The sequence below is a fragment of the Microbulbifer sp. A4B17 genome (assembly GCF_003076275.1).
GTDB lineage: Bacteria > Pseudomonadota > Gammaproteobacteria > Pseudomonadales > Cellvibrionaceae > Microbulbifer.
Genome location: NZ_CP029064.1, coordinates 692501 through 710408, shown reverse-complemented (window position 1 = coordinate 710408; position 17908 = coordinate 692501). Strand labels below are relative to the sequence as shown.

Annotated in this window: 12 protein-coding genes and 2 rRNA genes (1 of these 14 only partly in view); 11 read left to right on the top strand and 3 right to left on the bottom strand. The window is 48.6% G+C overall.

The features are described from left to right. Positions 1 to 22 precede the first annotated feature (22 nt). The 6 genes from BTJ40_RS03200 (at position 23) to BTJ40_RS03160 (ending at position 8306) form a co-directional block, all read left to right on the top strand. Entirely contained in the window at positions 23 to 1333 is a 1311-nt protein-coding gene (locus BTJ40_RS03200) for a YHYH protein (protein WP_238152119.1), read from the top strand. Positions 1334 to 1752: 419 nt separating this feature from the next. Continuing rightward, positions 1753 to 3105, top strand: a complete 1353-nt coding sequence (locus tag BTJ40_RS03190) for a YHYH protein (protein ID WP_108731734.1) — start codon at positions 1753 to 1755, stop codon at positions 3103 to 3105. Positions 3106 to 3135: 30 nt separating this feature from the next. Continuing rightward, the gene (locus BTJ40_RS03185; RefSeq protein ID WP_238152118.1) at positions 3136 to 4671 is read left to right on the top strand and encodes a YHYH protein; all 1536 of its coding nucleotides are present in this window, start codon (positions 3136 to 3138) and stop codon (positions 4669 to 4671) included. Between the two features lie 30 nt (positions 4672 to 4701). Further along, on the top strand, positions 4702 to 5244 hold the full coding sequence (locus BTJ40_RS03180; RefSeq protein ID WP_108731733.1) for a hypothetical protein: 543 nt from the start codon (positions 4702 to 4704) through the stop codon (positions 5242 to 5244). Between the two features lie 932 nt (positions 5245 to 6176). Next, complete coding sequence (locus BTJ40_RS03165) at positions 6177 to 7625, top strand: ATP-binding protein (RefSeq protein WP_108731730.1); 1449 nt, start codon at positions 6177 to 6179, stop codon at positions 7623 to 7625. 6 nt (positions 7626 to 7631) lie between these two features. Continuing rightward, positions 7632 to 8306: a response regulator gene (locus tag BTJ40_RS03160; protein ID WP_108731729.1), complete on the top strand. Its 675-nt coding sequence runs from the start codon at positions 7632 to 7634 to the stop codon at positions 8304 to 8306. Between the two features lie 38 nt (positions 8307 to 8344). Here BTJ40_RS03160 and BTJ40_RS03155 read toward each other — a convergent pair whose 3' ends face one another. Next, a complete protein-coding gene (locus BTJ40_RS03155) occupies positions 8345 to 10111 on the bottom strand; it encodes an aminopeptidase P family protein (RefSeq protein ID WP_108731728.1) in 1767 nt (588 codons plus the stop codon). 271 nt (positions 10112 to 10382) lie between these two features. Between BTJ40_RS03155 and BTJ40_RS03150 the strand changes: the two genes are divergently transcribed. The 5 genes from BTJ40_RS03150 to BTJ40_RS03130 all read left to right on the top strand — a co-directional run bounded on the left by BTJ40_RS03150 (position 10383) and on the right by BTJ40_RS03130 (position 15220). Continuing rightward, on the top strand, positions 10383 to 11966 hold the full coding sequence (locus BTJ40_RS03150) for a peptide chain release factor 3 (protein ID WP_108731727.1): 1584 nt from the start codon (positions 10383 to 10385) through the stop codon (positions 11964 to 11966). A gap of 63 nt (positions 11967 to 12029) precedes the next feature. After that, positions 12030 to 12674 (top strand): 1-acyl-sn-glycerol-3-phosphate acyltransferase, encoded by a 645-nt coding sequence (locus BTJ40_RS03145; protein WP_108731726.1) that lies wholly within the window; start codon positions 12030 to 12032, stop codon positions 12672 to 12674. After that, positions 12658 to 13425: a TSUP family transporter gene (locus tag BTJ40_RS03140; protein WP_108731725.1), complete on the top strand. Its 768-nt coding sequence runs from the start codon at positions 12658 to 12660 to the stop codon at positions 13423 to 13425. The genes BTJ40_RS03145 and BTJ40_RS03140 overlap by 17 nt, the downstream gene beginning before the upstream one ends. A gap of 4 nt (positions 13426 to 13429) precedes the next feature. Next, positions 13430 to 13780, top strand: a complete 351-nt coding sequence (locus BTJ40_RS03135) for a hypothetical protein (RefSeq protein WP_108731724.1) — start codon at positions 13430 to 13432, stop codon at positions 13778 to 13780. A gap of 30 nt (positions 13781 to 13810) precedes the next feature. Next, positions 13811 to 15220, top strand: a complete 1410-nt coding sequence (locus tag BTJ40_RS03130) for a M20/M25/M40 family metallo-hydrolase (protein ID WP_108731723.1) — start codon at positions 13811 to 13813, stop codon at positions 15218 to 15220. 758 nt (positions 15221 to 15978) lie between these two features. Here the strand turns inward: BTJ40_RS03130 and rrf are convergent. Together rrf and BTJ40_RS03120 are read right to left on the bottom strand one after the other, a co-directional pair. After that, a 5S ribosomal RNA gene (rrf, locus tag BTJ40_RS03125) occupies positions 15979 to 16094 on the bottom strand. Between the two features lie 203 nt (positions 16095 to 16297). Then, positions 16298 to 17908 (bottom strand): 23S ribosomal RNA (locus BTJ40_RS03120) (it continues 1271 nt past the right edge of the window).

The window sequence follows — 17908 nt, the reverse complement described above, 5'->3', positions numbered from 1 at the left end:
GCGAAACATGGATGGTGATTCGATGAGGATTCAGGAGACTTCCCCCCTTCAAACCCGCACCCTATTAATCAGTGCACTGACAATATTTCTGGCTTGTACGCCTTTAACAGGTTGTGACAATGACGATTCAGATCCACCCCCTTCTGACGACGATACTGACGATGACAGCAGCCCCTGGGTACTAAACACCGACGGTGAGCGCGCGCCCTACATCTACGAAAGTAATAGTAATGAGCAGGTACTGGTCAATGTACAAACTGTCGAAACTGTCACTGTCGACGGCAGGGAATACACTCAAGTCACTGCATCCGGCATCCCGGATTATGAAATTGAAATCACCACCGCTGTCTACGACGAGCTAATCAATCGTCCCAAGGCGAACACCGACTTTGTCTATGGCAGCCCCACGGTACAAATTGGTGATATCGTGAGTTTTGGCCAGGATATCGGCTTTAGCAGCAATCCACATACCTGCTATGCCGAAGCAGGTTTTGGATTCTGGCCACCGGGTCCGGTCTGCCCGGAAAATGTTTCCCACAGCGGCTATTTCCCAGCCGAGCCCGAAGAGTCAGAAGAAACCTGTGAGAGTGGACTCGGGTCACAGGGCTATTGGGTCAATGGCACTTCTATTTACCAGTGGAGCGATGGGCAGTCTGTCGATGGCACCTGGCACACTCTGGCACCGGTCGCTGAGATGTACGATGTTGATATTTGTGGTGGACACGCTGCTCGGGGAGACTATCACCATCACTTCTACAGCGATTGCCTGGCCGACTTGGTTGGAGACACTGGAGATAGCCACTCCCCCATCTATGGGTTTACCGCCGATGGCTACCCCATTTATGGCCCTTGGGAGGCCGATGGCGTACTTGCAATAAGCAGCTGGGTCACTAGAGATTATGAGGATGCCGACTCTTTTAGTGGCTGCGGGGTTGCCGGCGAGCGCAGCTGTTTACTGGTCGATGAATACGATCTATCAAAGGGCACAACGCCAATTACCGAACCTGGGCCTGGTACCAGCGATACTTTCACCTCCCCATCAGGCAACCTTTTTCAAACCATCAGCGGATTTTTTTACGAAGACTTTTACTGGGACTCCAATTTGACCAGCCAGGAGGACGCTTATCTGGATCAATACAATGGACACAGTGACAGTGAGCGGGGTTATCACTATCACCTAACCGTGGAATTAAATAGTGAGGGGCAGCTGACCCCATCATTTCCATACACCTTTGGGCCACGCTTTTACGGCAAGCTTGATGACCAGACAATTGTGAATGTTTGCTCCGATGAAGTCGGCGGGGGTTTTCCCCCTGGCCCACCGCCTATGTAGCACGCAAAAAAGTAATCACTTATGAGCCCCAACCCAGTCTGGGACCGATTGTAATTTCCCGACTGGCTGCTCTTGCGAATACGACCATGGAAACCAAACCTCTATTTTCAAATAGCTGACTTCAAAAATATTACCTTCCGACTGCCGGACTTTTCAGTCACCAGCCATTATCGAAAGAATAGTATTTCACCGAATTTAAATAAGCTAAGAATCCGTAACAAAATAAAAAGTTTTTCAACAACTGAATGTTTAACTTTTGATATTGAAAAAAAATCCATCCCATTGAACTTACGCACAAAGCAAACAAAAAGGTCAAACAAATTAATCCCACTGCGAATCAGGTCAATATTTATCCACATTTTCTCCACTTTTGTACGCTAGTTTCAGATCTAATCCCACCTCCTAATTCACGGTGTGCTATGAAATTAACGGAAATTTTTGACACGGACCGAAAGTCCATTTTGCCTTATGCAATATCACTGGTATTGCTCTCTGGTGTACTACAGGCATGCGGTGGAGGCAGCAGCTCTTCATCTGACTCATCAGATACGACAACTGAGGATACTAGCGATAGCAGCTCAGATTCCGGTGATGATGACGACTCAGCAGATGACAGCTCAGGCTCAAGCACCGACAGCGGAGTGTGGATTCTAAATACTGACGATGAACGAGCGCCTTACATCTATGAAGATAACAGTAATGAACAAGTACTGGTAAATGTTCAAAGCGTTGACTCGGAAACTGTCGACGGTAAAGAGTACACTGTTGTATCTGCAACGGGCATCCCAAATTACACCATCGAAATTACACAAACTATTCTCGATGCACTCTTGGAGCGCCCAAAAGCATCGTCTGATTTTTTAACCGGCAGTCCCTATGTAAGTGTTGGTGATATTGTCAGCTTTGGACAGGATATTGGATATCAAAGTAATTCTTCATGTGGTGCAGAGGCCGGCTATGGCTTTTGGCCACCTGGGCCCGTTTGCCCTGAAAACGTTTCCCATGTCGGCTATTTTCCCGTTGAACCTGAACCTGCAACCGATAGCTGCGAAACCGGTTTAGGAGTACAGGGTTACTGGGTAAACGGAACCTCTATTTATCAGTGGAGTGACGGGATGAGTGTCGATGATACTTGGCATACTCTCGCTCCTCTCGCCGAAGTCTACGATGTTGACATTTGCGGTGGCCACGCGGCAAACGGCGATTATCACCACCATTTTTATAGTGAATGTCTTGCAGAAATGGTTGGCGATATTGGTGACAACCACTCTCCAATTTACGGCTACACCGCCGATGGCTATGCAATTTATGGCCCCTGGGAGAGCGAAGCTGAATTAGCAGAAAGTAGTTGGGCAATTCGAGATTACGATGATGCCTCATCCGAAAGCGGCTGCGGTGTTGCTGGTGAACGAAGCTGTTTATTAGTCGATGAATACGATATTTCCCAAGGGATGGAAACCACTTCTAATACAGGCCCAACTACCAGTGATTCATATACATCGCCCTCAGGAAATGAATTTGAAACAAGCGCTGGTTTTTTCTACGAAGATTATTACTGGGATGAAGAACTTACCGCTCAAGGAGGAGTCTATTTAGATCAGTACAATGGCCATTCGGATGATGAAAGAGGATACCATTATCACCTTACGGTCACTGTCGACAGCGATGGACAATTAATCCCCGCCTTCCCCTTCACTTTTGGACCGCGCTTTTACGGAAAATTGGATGACCAAACTGTTGTCAACAGATGTTCAACAACAGTGGGGCGGTAACCAATAAAGATAAATTGAGGTAACCTTCTCGTGAAAATTAACAGGTACTTTCTTGCTGGCTCAATAACCTTGCTAACTGCAGCAAGTGTTGTCGCTCAACCTAGCCCCAACTCGGGATATAACAACGATCAACGTTCGGTTAGGGAAGTACCTGTTCGTAATAACGACGGAAGAAATTGGCAAAACGATAATTCAACAGATTCAGGAAATACCAGAAACAACTCTGCGAATGCCACTGCCAATTCAAACGACAATACGGTTGAAGATGAAAACGCAGCAGAATCAGATACTACAGTAGATACTTCAACAGAAACTACTATCGATGAAACCAATAACACATCGGATAATGGTGAAAACGCCACTTCAGAAGTTGGCGAAGATAACTCCACAGCTTCTGATGAAGAAGATAGCTTAACAACAGAAACCTCTGATACAACCTGGATCATCAATTCAAACGACGAACGTGCACCTTACATTTATGAGACTAATAGCAACCAGCAGGTATTGGTAAATGTGCAGAGTGTCGAGTCCGTTACAGTTTCCGGAAAGGAATATACCCGTGTATCTGCAACCGGTATTCCAGATTATCAAATTGAAATAACCCAGGAGATATTGGACTCTCTCGTTAATCGTCCAAAAGCCTCTTCTGATTTTGTCAATGGCTACCCCCTGGTGCAGACCGGAGAAATTGTTAGCTTTGGCCAGGACATTGGCTATCGCAGTAATTCCAGTTGCGGCTCAGAAGCTGGCTACGGTTTCTGGCCCCCAGGCCCAGTCTGCCCCGAAAATGTCTCTCATGTTGGCTATATTCCTACAGAACCGGAGGCCTCCACGGAAACCTGTGAAACCGGACTGGGAGTACAGGGTTATTGGGTTAACGGGACTTCAATTTACCAATGGAGCGATGGGCAGTCCGTCAATAATACATGGCACACTTTAGCTCCTGTAGCGGAGGTTTACGACGTAGACATCTGTGGCGGCCATGCGGCTAACGGTGACTACCACCACCACTTTTACAGTGACTGCCTGGCAGAAATTGCAGGTGATAACGCCGATGGCCACTCCCCTATCTACGGCTATACTGCCGATGGCTACGCGATTTATGGCCCCTGGGAGGACATAGGTGTGCTGGCTAAAAGCAGCTGGGCAATCCGGGACTACGATGACCCCCGCTCAGACAGCGGATGTGGTGTTGCCGGTCAGCGCAGCTGCCTGCTTGTGGATGAATACGATATTGATCGTGGTGTCACCGATACCAATAACACCGGCCCTACTACCAGTGGTAGTTACACTTCTCAATCCGGCAACGAGTTCGATACTCCGGCTGGCTTTTTCTATGAGGATTACTACTGGGATGAGAATCTGACTGCGCAAGGTGGTGAATACCTGGATCAGTTTAATGGACACACTGACAGTGAGCGAGGCTACCACTATCACTTGACCGTAACACAAGACAGTAGCGGTCAGTTGATTCCTGTTTTCCCATATACATTCGGGCCGCGTTTTGCCGGCAAACTGGATGACCAAACTATCGTTAACCGGTGCTCAACCACCGTTGGCCGCTAGCTCATATCCAAACCTGGGAGTAAGTGTTAAATGAAAATGCATAGGTTCTTTATCGTTGGGTCTTTGGCCTGGATTGTTTCAGCCTCTATGGTCGCGCAGGCGGCACAGCCGAATCCCCACGCGGGTCACAACGGCGATCAGCATCCGGTGATAGAGATACCTCTGCATATTGCCGCACCCAGAATCGAACTGGATATGAGTCGCGACGATATGTCGGGCTATAACCTCCATATAGACTACGATCGATTTGAACTGGAATCACCTCGCTATGCCAATGATGATTCTGAGCAGTTTTTGGAAGGACACGCCCACCTCTATATCAATGGCGAAAAGATCCAGCGGCTTTATGGCCCGGATTTACATATTCCCGGAAAATTACTAAAACCCGGCTTTAACCAGGTAACAGTAACACTCAATGCCCATGATCACAGTACCTGGAGTCGTGGTGGAAAACGGATATTGGCAACTTTATTTGTACAACTCGACAAGAAAGAACTGGTTCTTCACCGCTTTTCAACATCACCTATCGGAGGCAACAAAGCAATTGCCAAAGTTAGTGGGCCAAACAACTAGTTAAAAACGGGAATTATTGCAAACAGACTATTTCAGGAGCCTCTGAATAATTTCATGATGCTTCTGGCTTTCAGAGCGATTCACAGTCAAGGCGTGAGCGTGACATCGCAGGAATATCCAGAAATTTCAGAGCAGCAACACACAGCCTGGATCGCTCTGATATCCTCACAGAGTGGGGGTCGAAGATCTCAGCTGCGTATTGCCGCTCCAGCAAAGGGCTGGCCATTCGTGCGAGCTGTGCCTGACATCTGCAGTCTTCAGGAGGCTCAAAGATAATACGGAATTAGTCAGCCCCCCCTCGAATCACTATCGAGAAGGATAAATTTCTAATTGGCTACCGCTCTATTGAAGGCTTACCAGATTTTTCACTAAAAAGTAGTGGTGTTAATCTTTATCCGGCTCACCATAGCCATAGACTAAAGCCTTTGAACTCAGCACAAACACATGAAAAAGTCAGAAAAATATATGTGATCTAAAATATCTCCAACCAGTCATCCACATTTCATGCACTTTTGTGCGCTACCTTCGGGGACAGATCATTCCTTATACTTCGCTGTTATATAAAATAATAAAAATTTTTGATCGGAATGCCCTATCAACCCCCTTCAAACGCTATCGTTTATAATATCTCTCAAACTACTATAGAGATCCGATAGTAGTTCCTTCTCTGAAACCCAGTTAGCTGCAATAGGTAAAAAGCTACAGGAATTACCCACTAAAGCCATGGGGCCCCAACAGACAGCTTTGGATAATCCGGCTCAATCCGCTCCCCACCCTCATGTAACCAAGCGCCTTGAGCGTCAAAAGTTTGCCCTGATATTTGCACTAAGTGTAGGCTTATTCTTCTGGCCGGCATTTCCTGAACGCTGGCACAGTAAGATGCACCCAAAGACCACTGTGAAATCAGGCTACTGGAGTCCAAGCTATCGGCTATGTCGTTAAATATTCGCTATAAACTCAGCCTCGCTTTCTTATTGACTACGGCTATTACCGTTGGCGGAATGTTCGTATTCTTTCAGTGGAGCTTTGACCAGGGCTTTATGAACTATATTCAGTCCCAGGAGCTGCGCGAGGTGGACGACCTGGTCGAGGAGTTGCAGGATATCTACGCCAGTGAGGGAAGCTGGAAATCCATGCGTGGCAATAGTATGCGCTGGCAAAGAATGCACAGGCGCGTGATGCCCAGCTACTTCGAGAATTTGCCACCCCCACCTTTTCCACCACCCGGTATGAGGGGCCCCCGCCATCCACCTGAGCATCCGCCCGAGCACAGCGTGGGCAAGTCACTCATCGGTCGCCTAGTCCTGTTGGACAAGGAGAAAAGGTCTGTAATTGGCTACTATTCAGGATCTGAGAATATAGCCATGCAACCACTGGTGGTGAATGGAGAAACCGTTGGCTACTTGGCCATCAATCCGCTACCGGTGCTGGATGATGACTTGGCAGTAGGATTTGTAAAAGAGCAATCGAGAACCTTTGCACTTATTTCTATTGCCACCTTTATTCTGGCACTGGCAATCGCTCTGCCACTTGCCTGGCAGTTGGTAAGACCTATCCGCAAGCTGACTGAAGCGACATCCCAGCTGACATCAGGCAATTTCAAAACCCGCATCGATATAGAGCAAAGAGATGAGCTGGGCCAGTTAAGTGCTGACTTTAACCGTCTCGCCGCAACTTTGGAGGCGAATGAGCACGCTCGAAACCGATGGATGGCAGATATTTCACATGAACTGCGAACACCTCTAGCGGTATTAAAGGGGCAGATTGAAGCCATTCAGGATGGTGTCAGATCAGCCTCACCAGAGAACCTGCGCATACTGCACAGCAAAATTCAGCAGTTGAGTCGCCTGATAGATGACCTCTATGAGTTGTCGCTCTCAGACGCCGGGGCATTGAGTTACTGCAAATCTGACATTTCTCTGGTAAAAGTTCTGCGAGGTGTTATCGAAGACTTTGAAATTCCATTCGACCAGAAAAATATTCACTTAAGCAGTGACCTCCAGCTATCGGAAGACAAGCTGGTCTACGCAGATGAAGCGCGCCTCAACCAGTTATTTAGCAATCTGTTAACCAACAGCCTGCGCTACACCGATAGTGATGGTCAACTTAAAATAGCCGCGCGCTGTGAAGCCCGAACAGCCATTATCACTTTGGCCGACTCCGCACCCGGTGTTGCCAGTGCTGATATACCTCACCTGTTTGAGCGCCTCTACAGGGCAGACAGTTCGCGCAGCCGGGAAACCGGCGGTGCGGGATTGGGGCTGTCAATTTGCCAAAACATTGTTACAGCACACGAGGGTAGCATTTCTGCAACTCCGTCCACCATGGGCGGTCTCGAGATCAGTATTTTTTTACCCCTAAGCCAAAGGATTAAATGGTAGGAAGTTATGAGCGCCAAAATATTAATAGTCGAAGATGAAACCGAGCTTGCACACCTACTACTGGATTATCTTCATGCTGCCGACTATCAGGCCGAGATCATTTCTGATGGCAATCAGGTCATTCAAAAAGTAGAGTCGATGAAACCGGATTTGATCCTTCTCGACCTGATGTTACCCGGAAAACATGGAATGGAAATTTGCGAAGACATTCGCCAGAAAGGTAACGATGTCCCGATTATTATTATGACTGCACAAATTGAGGAGCCCGATCGTTTACGTGGTCTCGAGTCTGGAGCCGATGATTACGTTTGTAAACCCTATAGCCCCAGGGAACTTGTCGCTCGGGTAAAGGCGGTATTGCGCCGTCGACCACAACAGGATAGTGTCGAAACCAACGGAATAGAACTAGACAGAAATACTGGACAATTGCGAATCGGAGGCAAAGACGCCAATCTCACAGCACTGGAGTTCCACTTATTTGATCTCCTCTACAGCGAGCCTGGCCGAATTTTTTCCCGCGAACAAATAATGGACCGTATTTATTCCGATTACCGCGTAATCAGTGATCGCACTATTGATAGCCATATCAAAAAAGTACGCAAGAAAATATCAGTACTTATGCCCGAGAAAGAATTGATTCACTCCGTATACGGAGCAGGTTATAAGTTTGAAATAAATTAAGTTTAGGGAGCCTGGGGGCAAAGCCCCCAGGCTTGATCTCACAAAGCCTCGGTGGCCAACTTTAACCACTCAGCAGTTTTTTCGCTCACCAGCGGAGTAATCACGTTCCGCACTCTTTGATGGTAGCGATTTAACCACTCCCTCTCAGCTTTAGTAAGTAGCTCTACATCAATCAGGTTGCGGTCAATCGGTGCCAAGGTAAGCTCTTTAAACTCAAGAAAACCTGGGTAGTTTTCGCTCTTTTTAACGAACACCAGATTTTCAATACGAATACCGTACTGACCCGTGAGATAAAAGCCCGGTTCATTTGAAACGATCATACCTGGCTGAAGCGAAACGCCGGTTGTCACTTTACCGATCCGTTGCGGTCCCTCGTGGACACTTAAAAAACTACCGACACCGTGACCGGTACCATGGGCATAATCCAACCCCACATCCCACAGCGCGCGTCGTGCAATCGCATCAATCTGCTCTCCACAAGTACCTCTGGGGAAACGCAAAGTCGCTATCGCAATATGTCCCTTTAAAACCCGGGTAAAGTTTTCTTTTGCTGAGTGCGGAAACTCACCCAGTGCAACAGTTCGAGTAATATCAGTGGTGCCATCTGGATATTGGCCACCAGAATCGCACAGGTACAGACCCTCTGACTTTATTGGCAAACTGGATTCAGGGCTTACCCTGTAGTGTACAATGGCCCCATTCGGCCCATAGCCGGAAATTGTCTCAAAGCTATTGCCCTGAAACCCCTCGCGCGCTTCCCGCTTGCTCCGCAGCAGCTTTACCGCCGAGAGCTCATCAAAATTCCCTGTTGCAACCTGGTCAGGTATTTCTGACAGGAATTCGCAAACCGCGGCACCATCCCTTTCATGGGCGGCCTGGCTACCCGCCAGCTCAACCGCATTCTTGCAGGCCTTGGCTTCAGTAACCGGGTCTCCCTCCAACAAAAGCTCTATATCCAATGCCCGCAGTTGCTGCAAGGTCCAGCAATTGCTGATCAATGGATCTACCCATATTTTGTTGACGTGGTGGCGCTTAATCTTTTCAAATAACTCCACTTTACTCACTACTAGACTTACATCCTTGTCCAAGTGCTCAATCAGCGCCTCCCCCACAGCACCCTCACCCAGATAGAGAGTGGCACTGCCATCCCGGTAAAGTATCCCGTTAGCCAAGGCTACTGGTAAGTGTGGAATATCCCCTCCACGTATATTAAAAAGCCAGGCGCAACTTTCGGGATTTGGCAGCCATAATGCATCAGCTCGTTTTTCCGTGAGACATCTCGCAACCCTTTGACGTTTTTCTTTGGAATGCTCACCAGTAAAGGTAAAGGGGTGTGGACGAGCGGGTCCACAAGGCGGCGCAGGGCGGTCATCCCATATAGCATCAATAGGACTCTGCTCTAGCGGCTGTAATTGAATGTCCCTCTCAGCCAGTCGCTTCTTTATCAGTGCCAATCCGGGCTCAGTATGGAGTCGCGGGTCATACCCCAGACACTGCCCGGCATCTAACTGACTACACAGCCACTCTATAATTGCTGTGTAGCTGAGACTCATTAACTCAATGGGCTGGTCACCGAGTTGCTGTTGTGCCTGTAGGGTATAGCGCCCATCCACAAATAACGCCGCTTCCCGACTGCCTACTGCGGCCATTCCCGCAGAGCCAGTAAAGCCCGTGAGCCAGGGAAGCCGTTCATCTGCCGCAGGTACACTTTCATTCTGATATTCATCGGCACGGGGCACCAAAAAAGCATCGACATCCTGCCGCTGCAACTCTTCCCGCAATGCCTGTAAACGCTCACGGCTCATAACCTCTCCCCTTTCATTTACTGAGTTTGCGACTACATCGCTTAGCGCACCCTAATGGCGGGTGGTCTCGATAGATCGAATCCGAATGGATTTGAGCAAATTGTCCAGGTGTGCCAGCTTGGCTGGCAACTCAGCCCATTGACATGACTCTATTCGTCAAGCTGGTAAACTGGTAAGTCCAATTTCGCAGTATACCCCACCCTCGGAACAGCGCCTGCGTGTATAATACGCCCCTATTTTTCTCGAATATCCAGTGATCGAATCTTAAAGTATGGGTCAAAGTTCTTCCCTGGCAGGCTTTGCCGGCCGCCGCACCTTCGCTATCATTTCCCACCCGGATGCCGGTAAAACTACCGTGACCGAAAAACTGCTTTTGTTCGGAAATGCCATCCAGCAAGCAGGTTCCGTGAAGGGGAAAAAAGGTCCCCATGCACGCTCCGACTGGATGACAATGGAGCAGGAGCGCGGAATTTCCGTTACCTCTTCCGTCATGCAGTTCCCCTACAAAGAGAGAACCGTAAACCTGCTGGACACACCGGGACACGAAGACTTCTCTGAAGATACTTACCGCGTACTCACTGCTGTCGACTCAGCACTGATGGTGATTGACGGGGCCAAAGGTGTGGAGGACCGCACCATCAAATTGATGAATGTGTGTCGCTTGCGAACCACACCGATTCTCTCATTTATCAACAAGCTCGACCGGGATATTCGCGACCCGATCGAGGTAATGGATGAGATTGAAGAAGTTCTGAATATCCAGGCTGCCCCTATTAATTGGCCTCTGAGTTCCGGGAAAGATTTCAAGGGGGTCTATAACCTCTATACAGATACTATCCATGTATTCTCCCAAGGTCAGGGCCACAGAATTCCCGATGATATTCAAATTAAAGATCTGGACTCTGCTGAGGCTGACGTACTACTTGGCGAGTACGCCGAAGATATTCGGGAAGAAATTGAGCTGGTTCGCGGGGCCACTCATGAATTTGACCTGAAAGCTTACCTTGCAGGTGAATTGACCCCGGTATTTTTTGGCACGGCTCTGGGCAATTTTGGCGTAAGAGAGATGCTCGATGGTTTCGTTGAGTGGGCACCATCCCCCCAGTCTCGGGAAACCAAAGAGAGGAAGGTGGAGCCCAACGAAGACAAATTCTCTGGTTTTGTTTTTAAAATCCAAGCCAATATGGACCCCAAACACCGCGATAGGATTGCCTTTATGCGTGTCTGCTCTGGCACCTACAATCGCGGTATGAAAATGAAGCATGTTCGTATTGGCAAAGATGTGAAAATTGCTGATGCAGTAACATTTATGGCTGGCGACCGCACTCATGTGGAAGAGGCTATTGCCGGCGATATTATCGGATTACACAATCACGGTACTATCCAGATCGGCGATACATTTACCGAAGGTGAAGCACTGAAATTTACTGGGATACCCAATTTCGCCCCGGAACTATTCCGTCGTATACGCTTGAAAGACCCTCTCAAATTAAAACAATTACAGAAAGGGCTTCAGCAACTTTCTGAAGAGGGATCTACACAGGTATTTTTTCCACTGGATAACAACGACATTATCGTAGGCGCGGTTGGTGTACTACAGTTCGAAGTAGTCGCCTATCGATTAAAAGACGAATACAAGGTAGAGGCCATCTACGAAAACGTTAATGTGAATACCGCTCGCTGGGTAGATAGTGAAAGTGCCAAGGAGTTGGATAATTTTAAGCGCAAAGCCAGTACCAACCTGGCTCTTGATGGCAGCGGGCACCTGACCTACCTGGCACCGACACGTGTTAATTTACAACTGGCAGAAGAGCGTTACCCAGATATTCGCTTTTATGCCACGCGGGAACACTAAAGCGACAAGGTTAAATACTTGTGCTGGAACCTTAGTGTTGCAGCAGTAAGAAAGAGGCAAATAATGAGTCAGTTTGTAGAAATACCTACTGAAGTACCAACTGAAGTACCTCGCTTAGGCAATCGCGTTACCAAAGCCATTGGCAAATTGATGATCAAGATGCTCGGCTGGCGGATGGATGGTGAAATTCCTTCAGAAAGGAGAGTAATGGTAGCTTTGGCTCCTCACACATCCAATTGGGATTTTGTGGTTGCCATGCCATTTATTTTGGCCCTGGGCATTAAGATTTCCTGGCTTATGAAAAAGGAAGCTTTTTTCTTTCCGTTCAAACGACTATTTATGTGGCTTGGAGGCATCCCTACCGATAGACGCGCAGCGAGTAATATCGCTTTACAAGTTGCCTCGAGTTATCGGGAAAATGAAAAAATGTGGGTGGGAATTACTCCAGAAGGTACCCGCAAAAAAGTAGGGCGATGGAAAAATGGATTTTTGAGAATTGCCTATACCGCCGAAGTTCCCATTTTACTTGTTGCCTGGGACTTTCCCAATAAGCGTATTTGCATTGATTCCCTTTACCAGCCTACCGGGAATCTGGATCAGGATATGGCTGAGATTAAAAAGCGCTTTAACAAGTACCAGGGATATCATCACGACAACCAAGATAATCTCGAAGGGGGTAACCAGTCCACTCGTGATACAGCTAAGTAGCGATCTTCCTACTTATACTTACCTGATACTGACAGCAATCGCTTTTACTGCAGGCTTTGTCAGTGCGATTGCCGGGGGAGGGGGAATAATCACCCTCCCTGCTTTGCTCTGGGCCGGCATCCCCCCGCTTGATGCACTCGGTACCAACAAATTTCAAAGTGTTTTTGGCACACTGTCATCCACCATCAATTTCCTTCAAAAAGGCCAGCTTAACTTACGCCCTATCTGGCCGGGACTGATTGCCGCAGTTATCGGTTCTTGCCTAGGTACTTTGACAGTCGCTTCCCTGGGGGAGGCCGGACTCGATATCATTCTGCCAGTTCTACTTATTGCCATAGCCCTCTACTTTGTCCTGTCTCCTCGTATTTCCGACATTGATTCCAAACCCAGAATCAGTAATTTTGCCTTCAACCTGATTGTCGGTGGTGGACTCGGCTATTATGGAGGCTTCTTTGGCCCTGGTATGGGCTCTATCTGTGCAGCCGCCTTCGCAGCCCTGCTCGGCTACAATATGCGGGCAGCCACAGCGTCAACGAAACCCATTGTGCTCGCTACCAACGTAACCTCGATGCTTATTTTTATTGCTGGGGGACATATTTTTCTATTGCTCGCTGTCGCTATGTCTTTCGCTCAGGTTGGGGGAGCCCGACTCGGCTCTAACCTCGTCATCGCGAGAGGAGCCAGTATTATCAAACCAGTAATCATTATTGCCACCATTGCTGTGGCGATAAAACTGTTAATGGAGGAGTGATATTGTGACCTGGCTGGCAACGCTCTTTCTTTCTTTTATTGCCTTTGTCATTGTCGTTTGGGTGTTAATGCACCTGCGCAGACCTAGATTTAGAATGGATAGAGGCAGTTTTGTTAAGGGCCTCGAAGACGTAATCACCGGACAAGCCAGCGATAGTGAATGGCGAGCGCTCCTCGCCTGCCCAATGCGGCACGATCCAAAACTCGAAGAGATGCGGCAACTCTGCCTCAGTATTGAGGACAGCGAATATACTGGTGACCCCCCCTATTTATTTACGGAGAAAGGCCTGCAAAAATTACGTGGTATTCGCGAGCAACTAATTGCATCCTCCCCAAATAACGAGCCAAAAGCTTAAGACCGAAAAGTGTTAACAAAGGATAGACCGATGTTGAAACCACTGCTTTCCCTGACCGGGGGACTGATCACTACCATGGCATTGAGCATAGCCCAGGCAGCTCCGCTGACCCAAGAGGACCTCTCGGTGGCAGAAGTGCTCCGTGACCGGGCACTGGAAAGCTCCGACGCCTACAGTATTGTCGAGTCACTCACTGTCGAGGTTGGACCTCGTCGGACAGGCACTGAGGGGGATGAAAGAGCCGTTACCTGGGCACAGGAGAAAATGAAAGCATTTGGTTTCGATAGAGTCTATACCGAGCAAATTGAAGTACCCCGATGGATTCGTGGCCATGCACACGCCGAAGTGATAGCCCCTTTCCCCCAGCCATTGGTAGTCTCCTCTCTCGGCTATGGCGCTGCAACTCCTGAAGGTGGATTAACGGCGGAAATTATCGAGTTCCCCGATGTGAAAGCCTTGTTAAAGGCCCCAGTCGAGAAAGTAAAAGGAAAAATCGCTTTCATTAATAAGCGTATGGAAAGAGCCCGTACCGGAGACGGTTACGGCCCTGCGGCACAAGGTCGAAAAATGGGTATGCGCGCAGCTGCTGAGAAAGGAGCTGCAGCCATGCTGTTGCGCTCTGTCGGCACCGACTCAGATCGATTCGCCCATACCGGCATGATGTCTATTGATGGTGTAGAAAACCCAGTTCCTGCGCTCGCGCTCTCAGCCCCTGATGCAAACCTTCTCGAGGCTATGCTCAAGCGTGGTAAGCCTGTCCAGGTAAAACTTGACGTGGAAGCAGAACGCCTGGCTGATGGTCCTTCCTTTAATGTCATCGGCGAAATTACCGGTCGCGAAAAGCCGGAAGAAGTCATGATTATCGGGGCACATCTGGATTCATGGGATGAGGGCACCGGTGCACTTGATGATGGTGCCGGTGTCGCTATTGTCATGGAAACCGCACGCCTAATTGGAGAACTGCCCCAGCGCCCTCGACGTACTCTGCGCGTTGTTCTTTTTGGTGCGGAGGAAATTGGACTCGTGGGCGCCAAACAATATCTTGAGGCTCACTCAAACGAACTCGACAATATTATTGCTATTTCCGAGTCCGACTTTGGAGCTGGAAAAATCTGGCGTTTCGATACCCGTCTTCCGGAAAGTAAGTTTGATATTGCAGACCAGATGATGCAACTCCTGGCGCCACTGGGCATAGAGCGTGGTAATAACCAGTCCTACGGTGGCCCAGACAGCAGTGTCTTTGTTGCGCGTGGTGTTCCAGCCTTCGGCCTTTACCAGGACGGTAGCGATTACTTCGATTATCACCATACGCCCAACGATACCCTGGACAAAGTCGACCCCGAGAACCTGCGCCAGAATGTTGCAGCCTGGGTTGTAATGTCTTTCCTGACCACAGAGATGGAAGGGGACTTGGGCCGGGTACCTACAGCCACTGACTAAATAAGTCATCCAGATATATTTAAAAGCCCCACCCAGTGGGGCTTTTTTATCCCCAACGGTTTATCTCCCACACACTGGCGTACCAATCAGCCACAGTAATCCACAGATTTATCGCCCATGACTCTGTTAATAACTGATGGCTGTTTTATGGCGCCTTTGTTACCAACAGAAACCATGGATAGAGCTGTGTATAACTCCGGGATATCCCTTGCCAGCCCCATGTTTCCTTGGCTGCAGTAGAGGCGAGTAAAAAAGCAGCACTTTTTGCGTGGATTTCCACAGCTTTGCGTTATTAACAGAAAGGCTGGATAGACTTGTGTATAACTTTAATAAATGGGCTACAGGGCCCGTGGTTACAGGGATTTAATATAACGACTAAAAAATCACCGATAGTTTTTTGGGCTAATTCTAATTTTTGGCGGGAGTGGTAGCGGTACTTTTTCTTGTTTTTAATTTGCTTTTTACTGAGTCATTTTTTGAGTAAAGCCTGGAAGAGTTGGCTGGAAGTCAGCTTAAATACCTATTTTTAGCGGTTTATTTTTTCGAGTGGCAGACCGGTTAAATCAGCTGGGATTATTTTTTGTTTTTTTCTTATTTATTTTTAATTTATCTGATTTTTTCAAATTCAAATCAGACCGCAAAAATTAATTTTTAATTATTTTTCTATTTGTGTTTTTGTTGAGGGCTTTATTTTTTTAATCATTTTTTTCAGCCATAAAAAAAGGGCCACCCTGTTGGGTGGCCCTTTCGGATTAGAAGCCTGACGATGACCTACTCTCACATGGGGAAGCCCCACACTACCATCGGCGATGTTGCGTTTCACTTCTGAGTTCGGCAAGGGATCAGGTGGTTCCACAACTCTATTGTCGTCAGGCAAACTGGCTTGGGTTGGCGTTGGTCTTATAAGCAATGTGCTTGGCCTGCCGCGTTATCGCTGTTTGCCTCGGTCATGTTGTTGACCGGCGATAACCCCAAATAAGTCGGTAAAACAATCTGTAGTAATACACCGCAAGCGATCATATGTCTCTAACTCACAATCCGCTAGCTTCGCTAGTCGTTAGTAACCATCTCTGTTGTATGGTCAAGCCGCACGGGCAATTAGTACTGGTTAGCTCAACGCCTCACAACGCTTCCACACCCAGCCTATCAACGTGGTAGTCTTCCACGGCCCTTCAGGAGGCTCAAGGCCTCAGGGAGATCTTATCTTGAAGGAGGCTTCCCGCTTAGATGCTTTCAGCGGTTATCCCGTCCGAACATAGCTACCCGGCAATGCCACTGGCGTGACAACCGGAACACCAGAGGTTCGTTCACTCCGGTCCTCTCGTACTAGGAGCAACTCTTCTCAAATCTCCAACGCCCACGGCAGATAGGGACCGAACTGTCTCACGACGTTCTAAACCCAGCTCGCGTACCACTTTAAATGGCGAACAGCCATACCCTTGGGACCGGCTTCAGCCCCAGGATGTGATGAGCCGACATCGAGGTGCCAAACACCGCCGTCGATGTGAACTCTTGGGCGGTATCAGCCTGTTATCCCCGGAGTACCTTTTATCCGTTGAGCGATGGCCCTTCCATACAGAACCACCGGATCACTATGACCTACTTTCGTACCTGCTCGACATGTCTGTCTCGCAGTCAAGCGCACTTATACCATTATGCTCATTGCATGATTTCCGACCATGCTGAGTGCACCTTCGTACTCCTCCGTTACTCTTTGGGAGGAGACCGCCCCAGTCAAACTACCCACCATACACTGTCCTCGATCCGGATAACGGACCAGAGTTAGAACCTCAAACATACCAGGGTGGTATTTCAAGGACGGCTCCACAACAACTAGCGTCGCTGCTTCAAAGCCTCCCACCTATCCTACACAAATAGGCTCAAAGTTCAGTGCAAAGCTGTAGTAAAGGTTCACGGGGTCTTTCCGTCTAGCCGCGGGTACACTGCATCTTAACAGCGATTTCAATTTCACTGAGTCTCTGGTGGAGACAGCGTGGCCATCGTTACGCCATTCGTGCAGGTCGGAACTTACCCGACAAGGAATTTCGCTACCTTAGGACCGTTATAGTTACGGCCGCCGTTTACCGGGGCTTCGATCAAGAGCTTCGCCGAAGCTAACCCCATCAATTAACCTTCCGGCACCGGGCAGGCGTCACACCCTATACGTCCTCTTACGAGTTTGCAGAGTGCTATGTTTTTAATAAACAGTCGCAGCCACCTGGTCACTTCGACCGGCCTCAGCTTAGGGAGCAAGTCCCATCACCAAAACCGGCGTACCTTCTCCCGAAGTTACGGTACCATTTTGCCTAGTTCCTTCACCAGAGTTCTCTCAAGCGCCTTGGTATTCTCTACCTGACCACCTGTGTCGGTTTAGAGTACGATTCACTATTACCTGAAGCTTAGAAGTTTTTCCTGGAAGCAGGGCATCAACCACTTCACCCACTAAGTGGGCTTCGTCATCAGTTCTCAGCCTTAGGGACCCGGATTTGCCTAAGTCCCCAGCCTACAACCTTAAACATGGACAACCAATCGCCATGCTGGCCTAGCCTTCTCCGTCACTCCGTCGCAGTAATAGCGAGTACAGGAATATTAACCTGTTTCCCATCGACTACGGCTTTCGCCCTCGCCTTAGGGGTCGACTAACCCTGTCCCGATTAGCGTTGGACAGGAACCCTTGGTCTTCCGGCG

Excerpts from the sequence above, each read along its gene's own strand:
- BTJ40_RS03200 (WP_238152119.1), top strand. The coding sequence starts at position 23 with ATGAGGATTCAGGAGACTTCCCCCCTTCAAACCCGCACCCTATTAATC.
- BTJ40_RS03190 (WP_108731734.1), top strand. The coding sequence starts at position 1,753 with ATGAAATTAACGGAAATTTTTGACACGGACCGAAAGTCCATTTTGCCT.
- BTJ40_RS03180 (WP_108731733.1), top strand. The coding sequence starts at position 4,702 with ATGAAAATGCATAGGTTCTTTATCGTTGGGTCTTTGGCCTGGATTGTT.
- BTJ40_RS03165 (WP_108731730.1), top strand. The coding sequence starts at position 6,177 with ATGTCGTTAAATATTCGCTATAAACTCAGCCTCGCTTTCTTATTGACT.
- BTJ40_RS03160 (WP_108731729.1), top strand. The coding sequence starts at position 7,632 with ATGAGCGCCAAAATATTAATAGTCGAAGATGAAACCGAGCTTGCACAC.
- BTJ40_RS03155 (WP_108731728.1), bottom strand. The coding sequence starts at position 10,111 with ATGAGCCGTGAGCGTTTACAGGCATTGCGGGAAGAGTTGCAGCGGCAG.
- BTJ40_RS03150 (WP_108731727.1), top strand. The coding sequence starts at position 10,383 with ATGGGTCAAAGTTCTTCCCTGGCAGGCTTTGCCGGCCGCCGCACCTTC.
- BTJ40_RS03145 (WP_108731726.1), top strand. The coding sequence starts at position 12,030 with ATGAGTCAGTTTGTAGAAATACCTACTGAAGTACCAACTGAAGTACCT.
- BTJ40_RS03130 (WP_108731723.1), top strand. The coding sequence starts at position 13,811 with ATGTTGAAACCACTGCTTTCCCTGACCGGGGGACTGATCACTACCATG.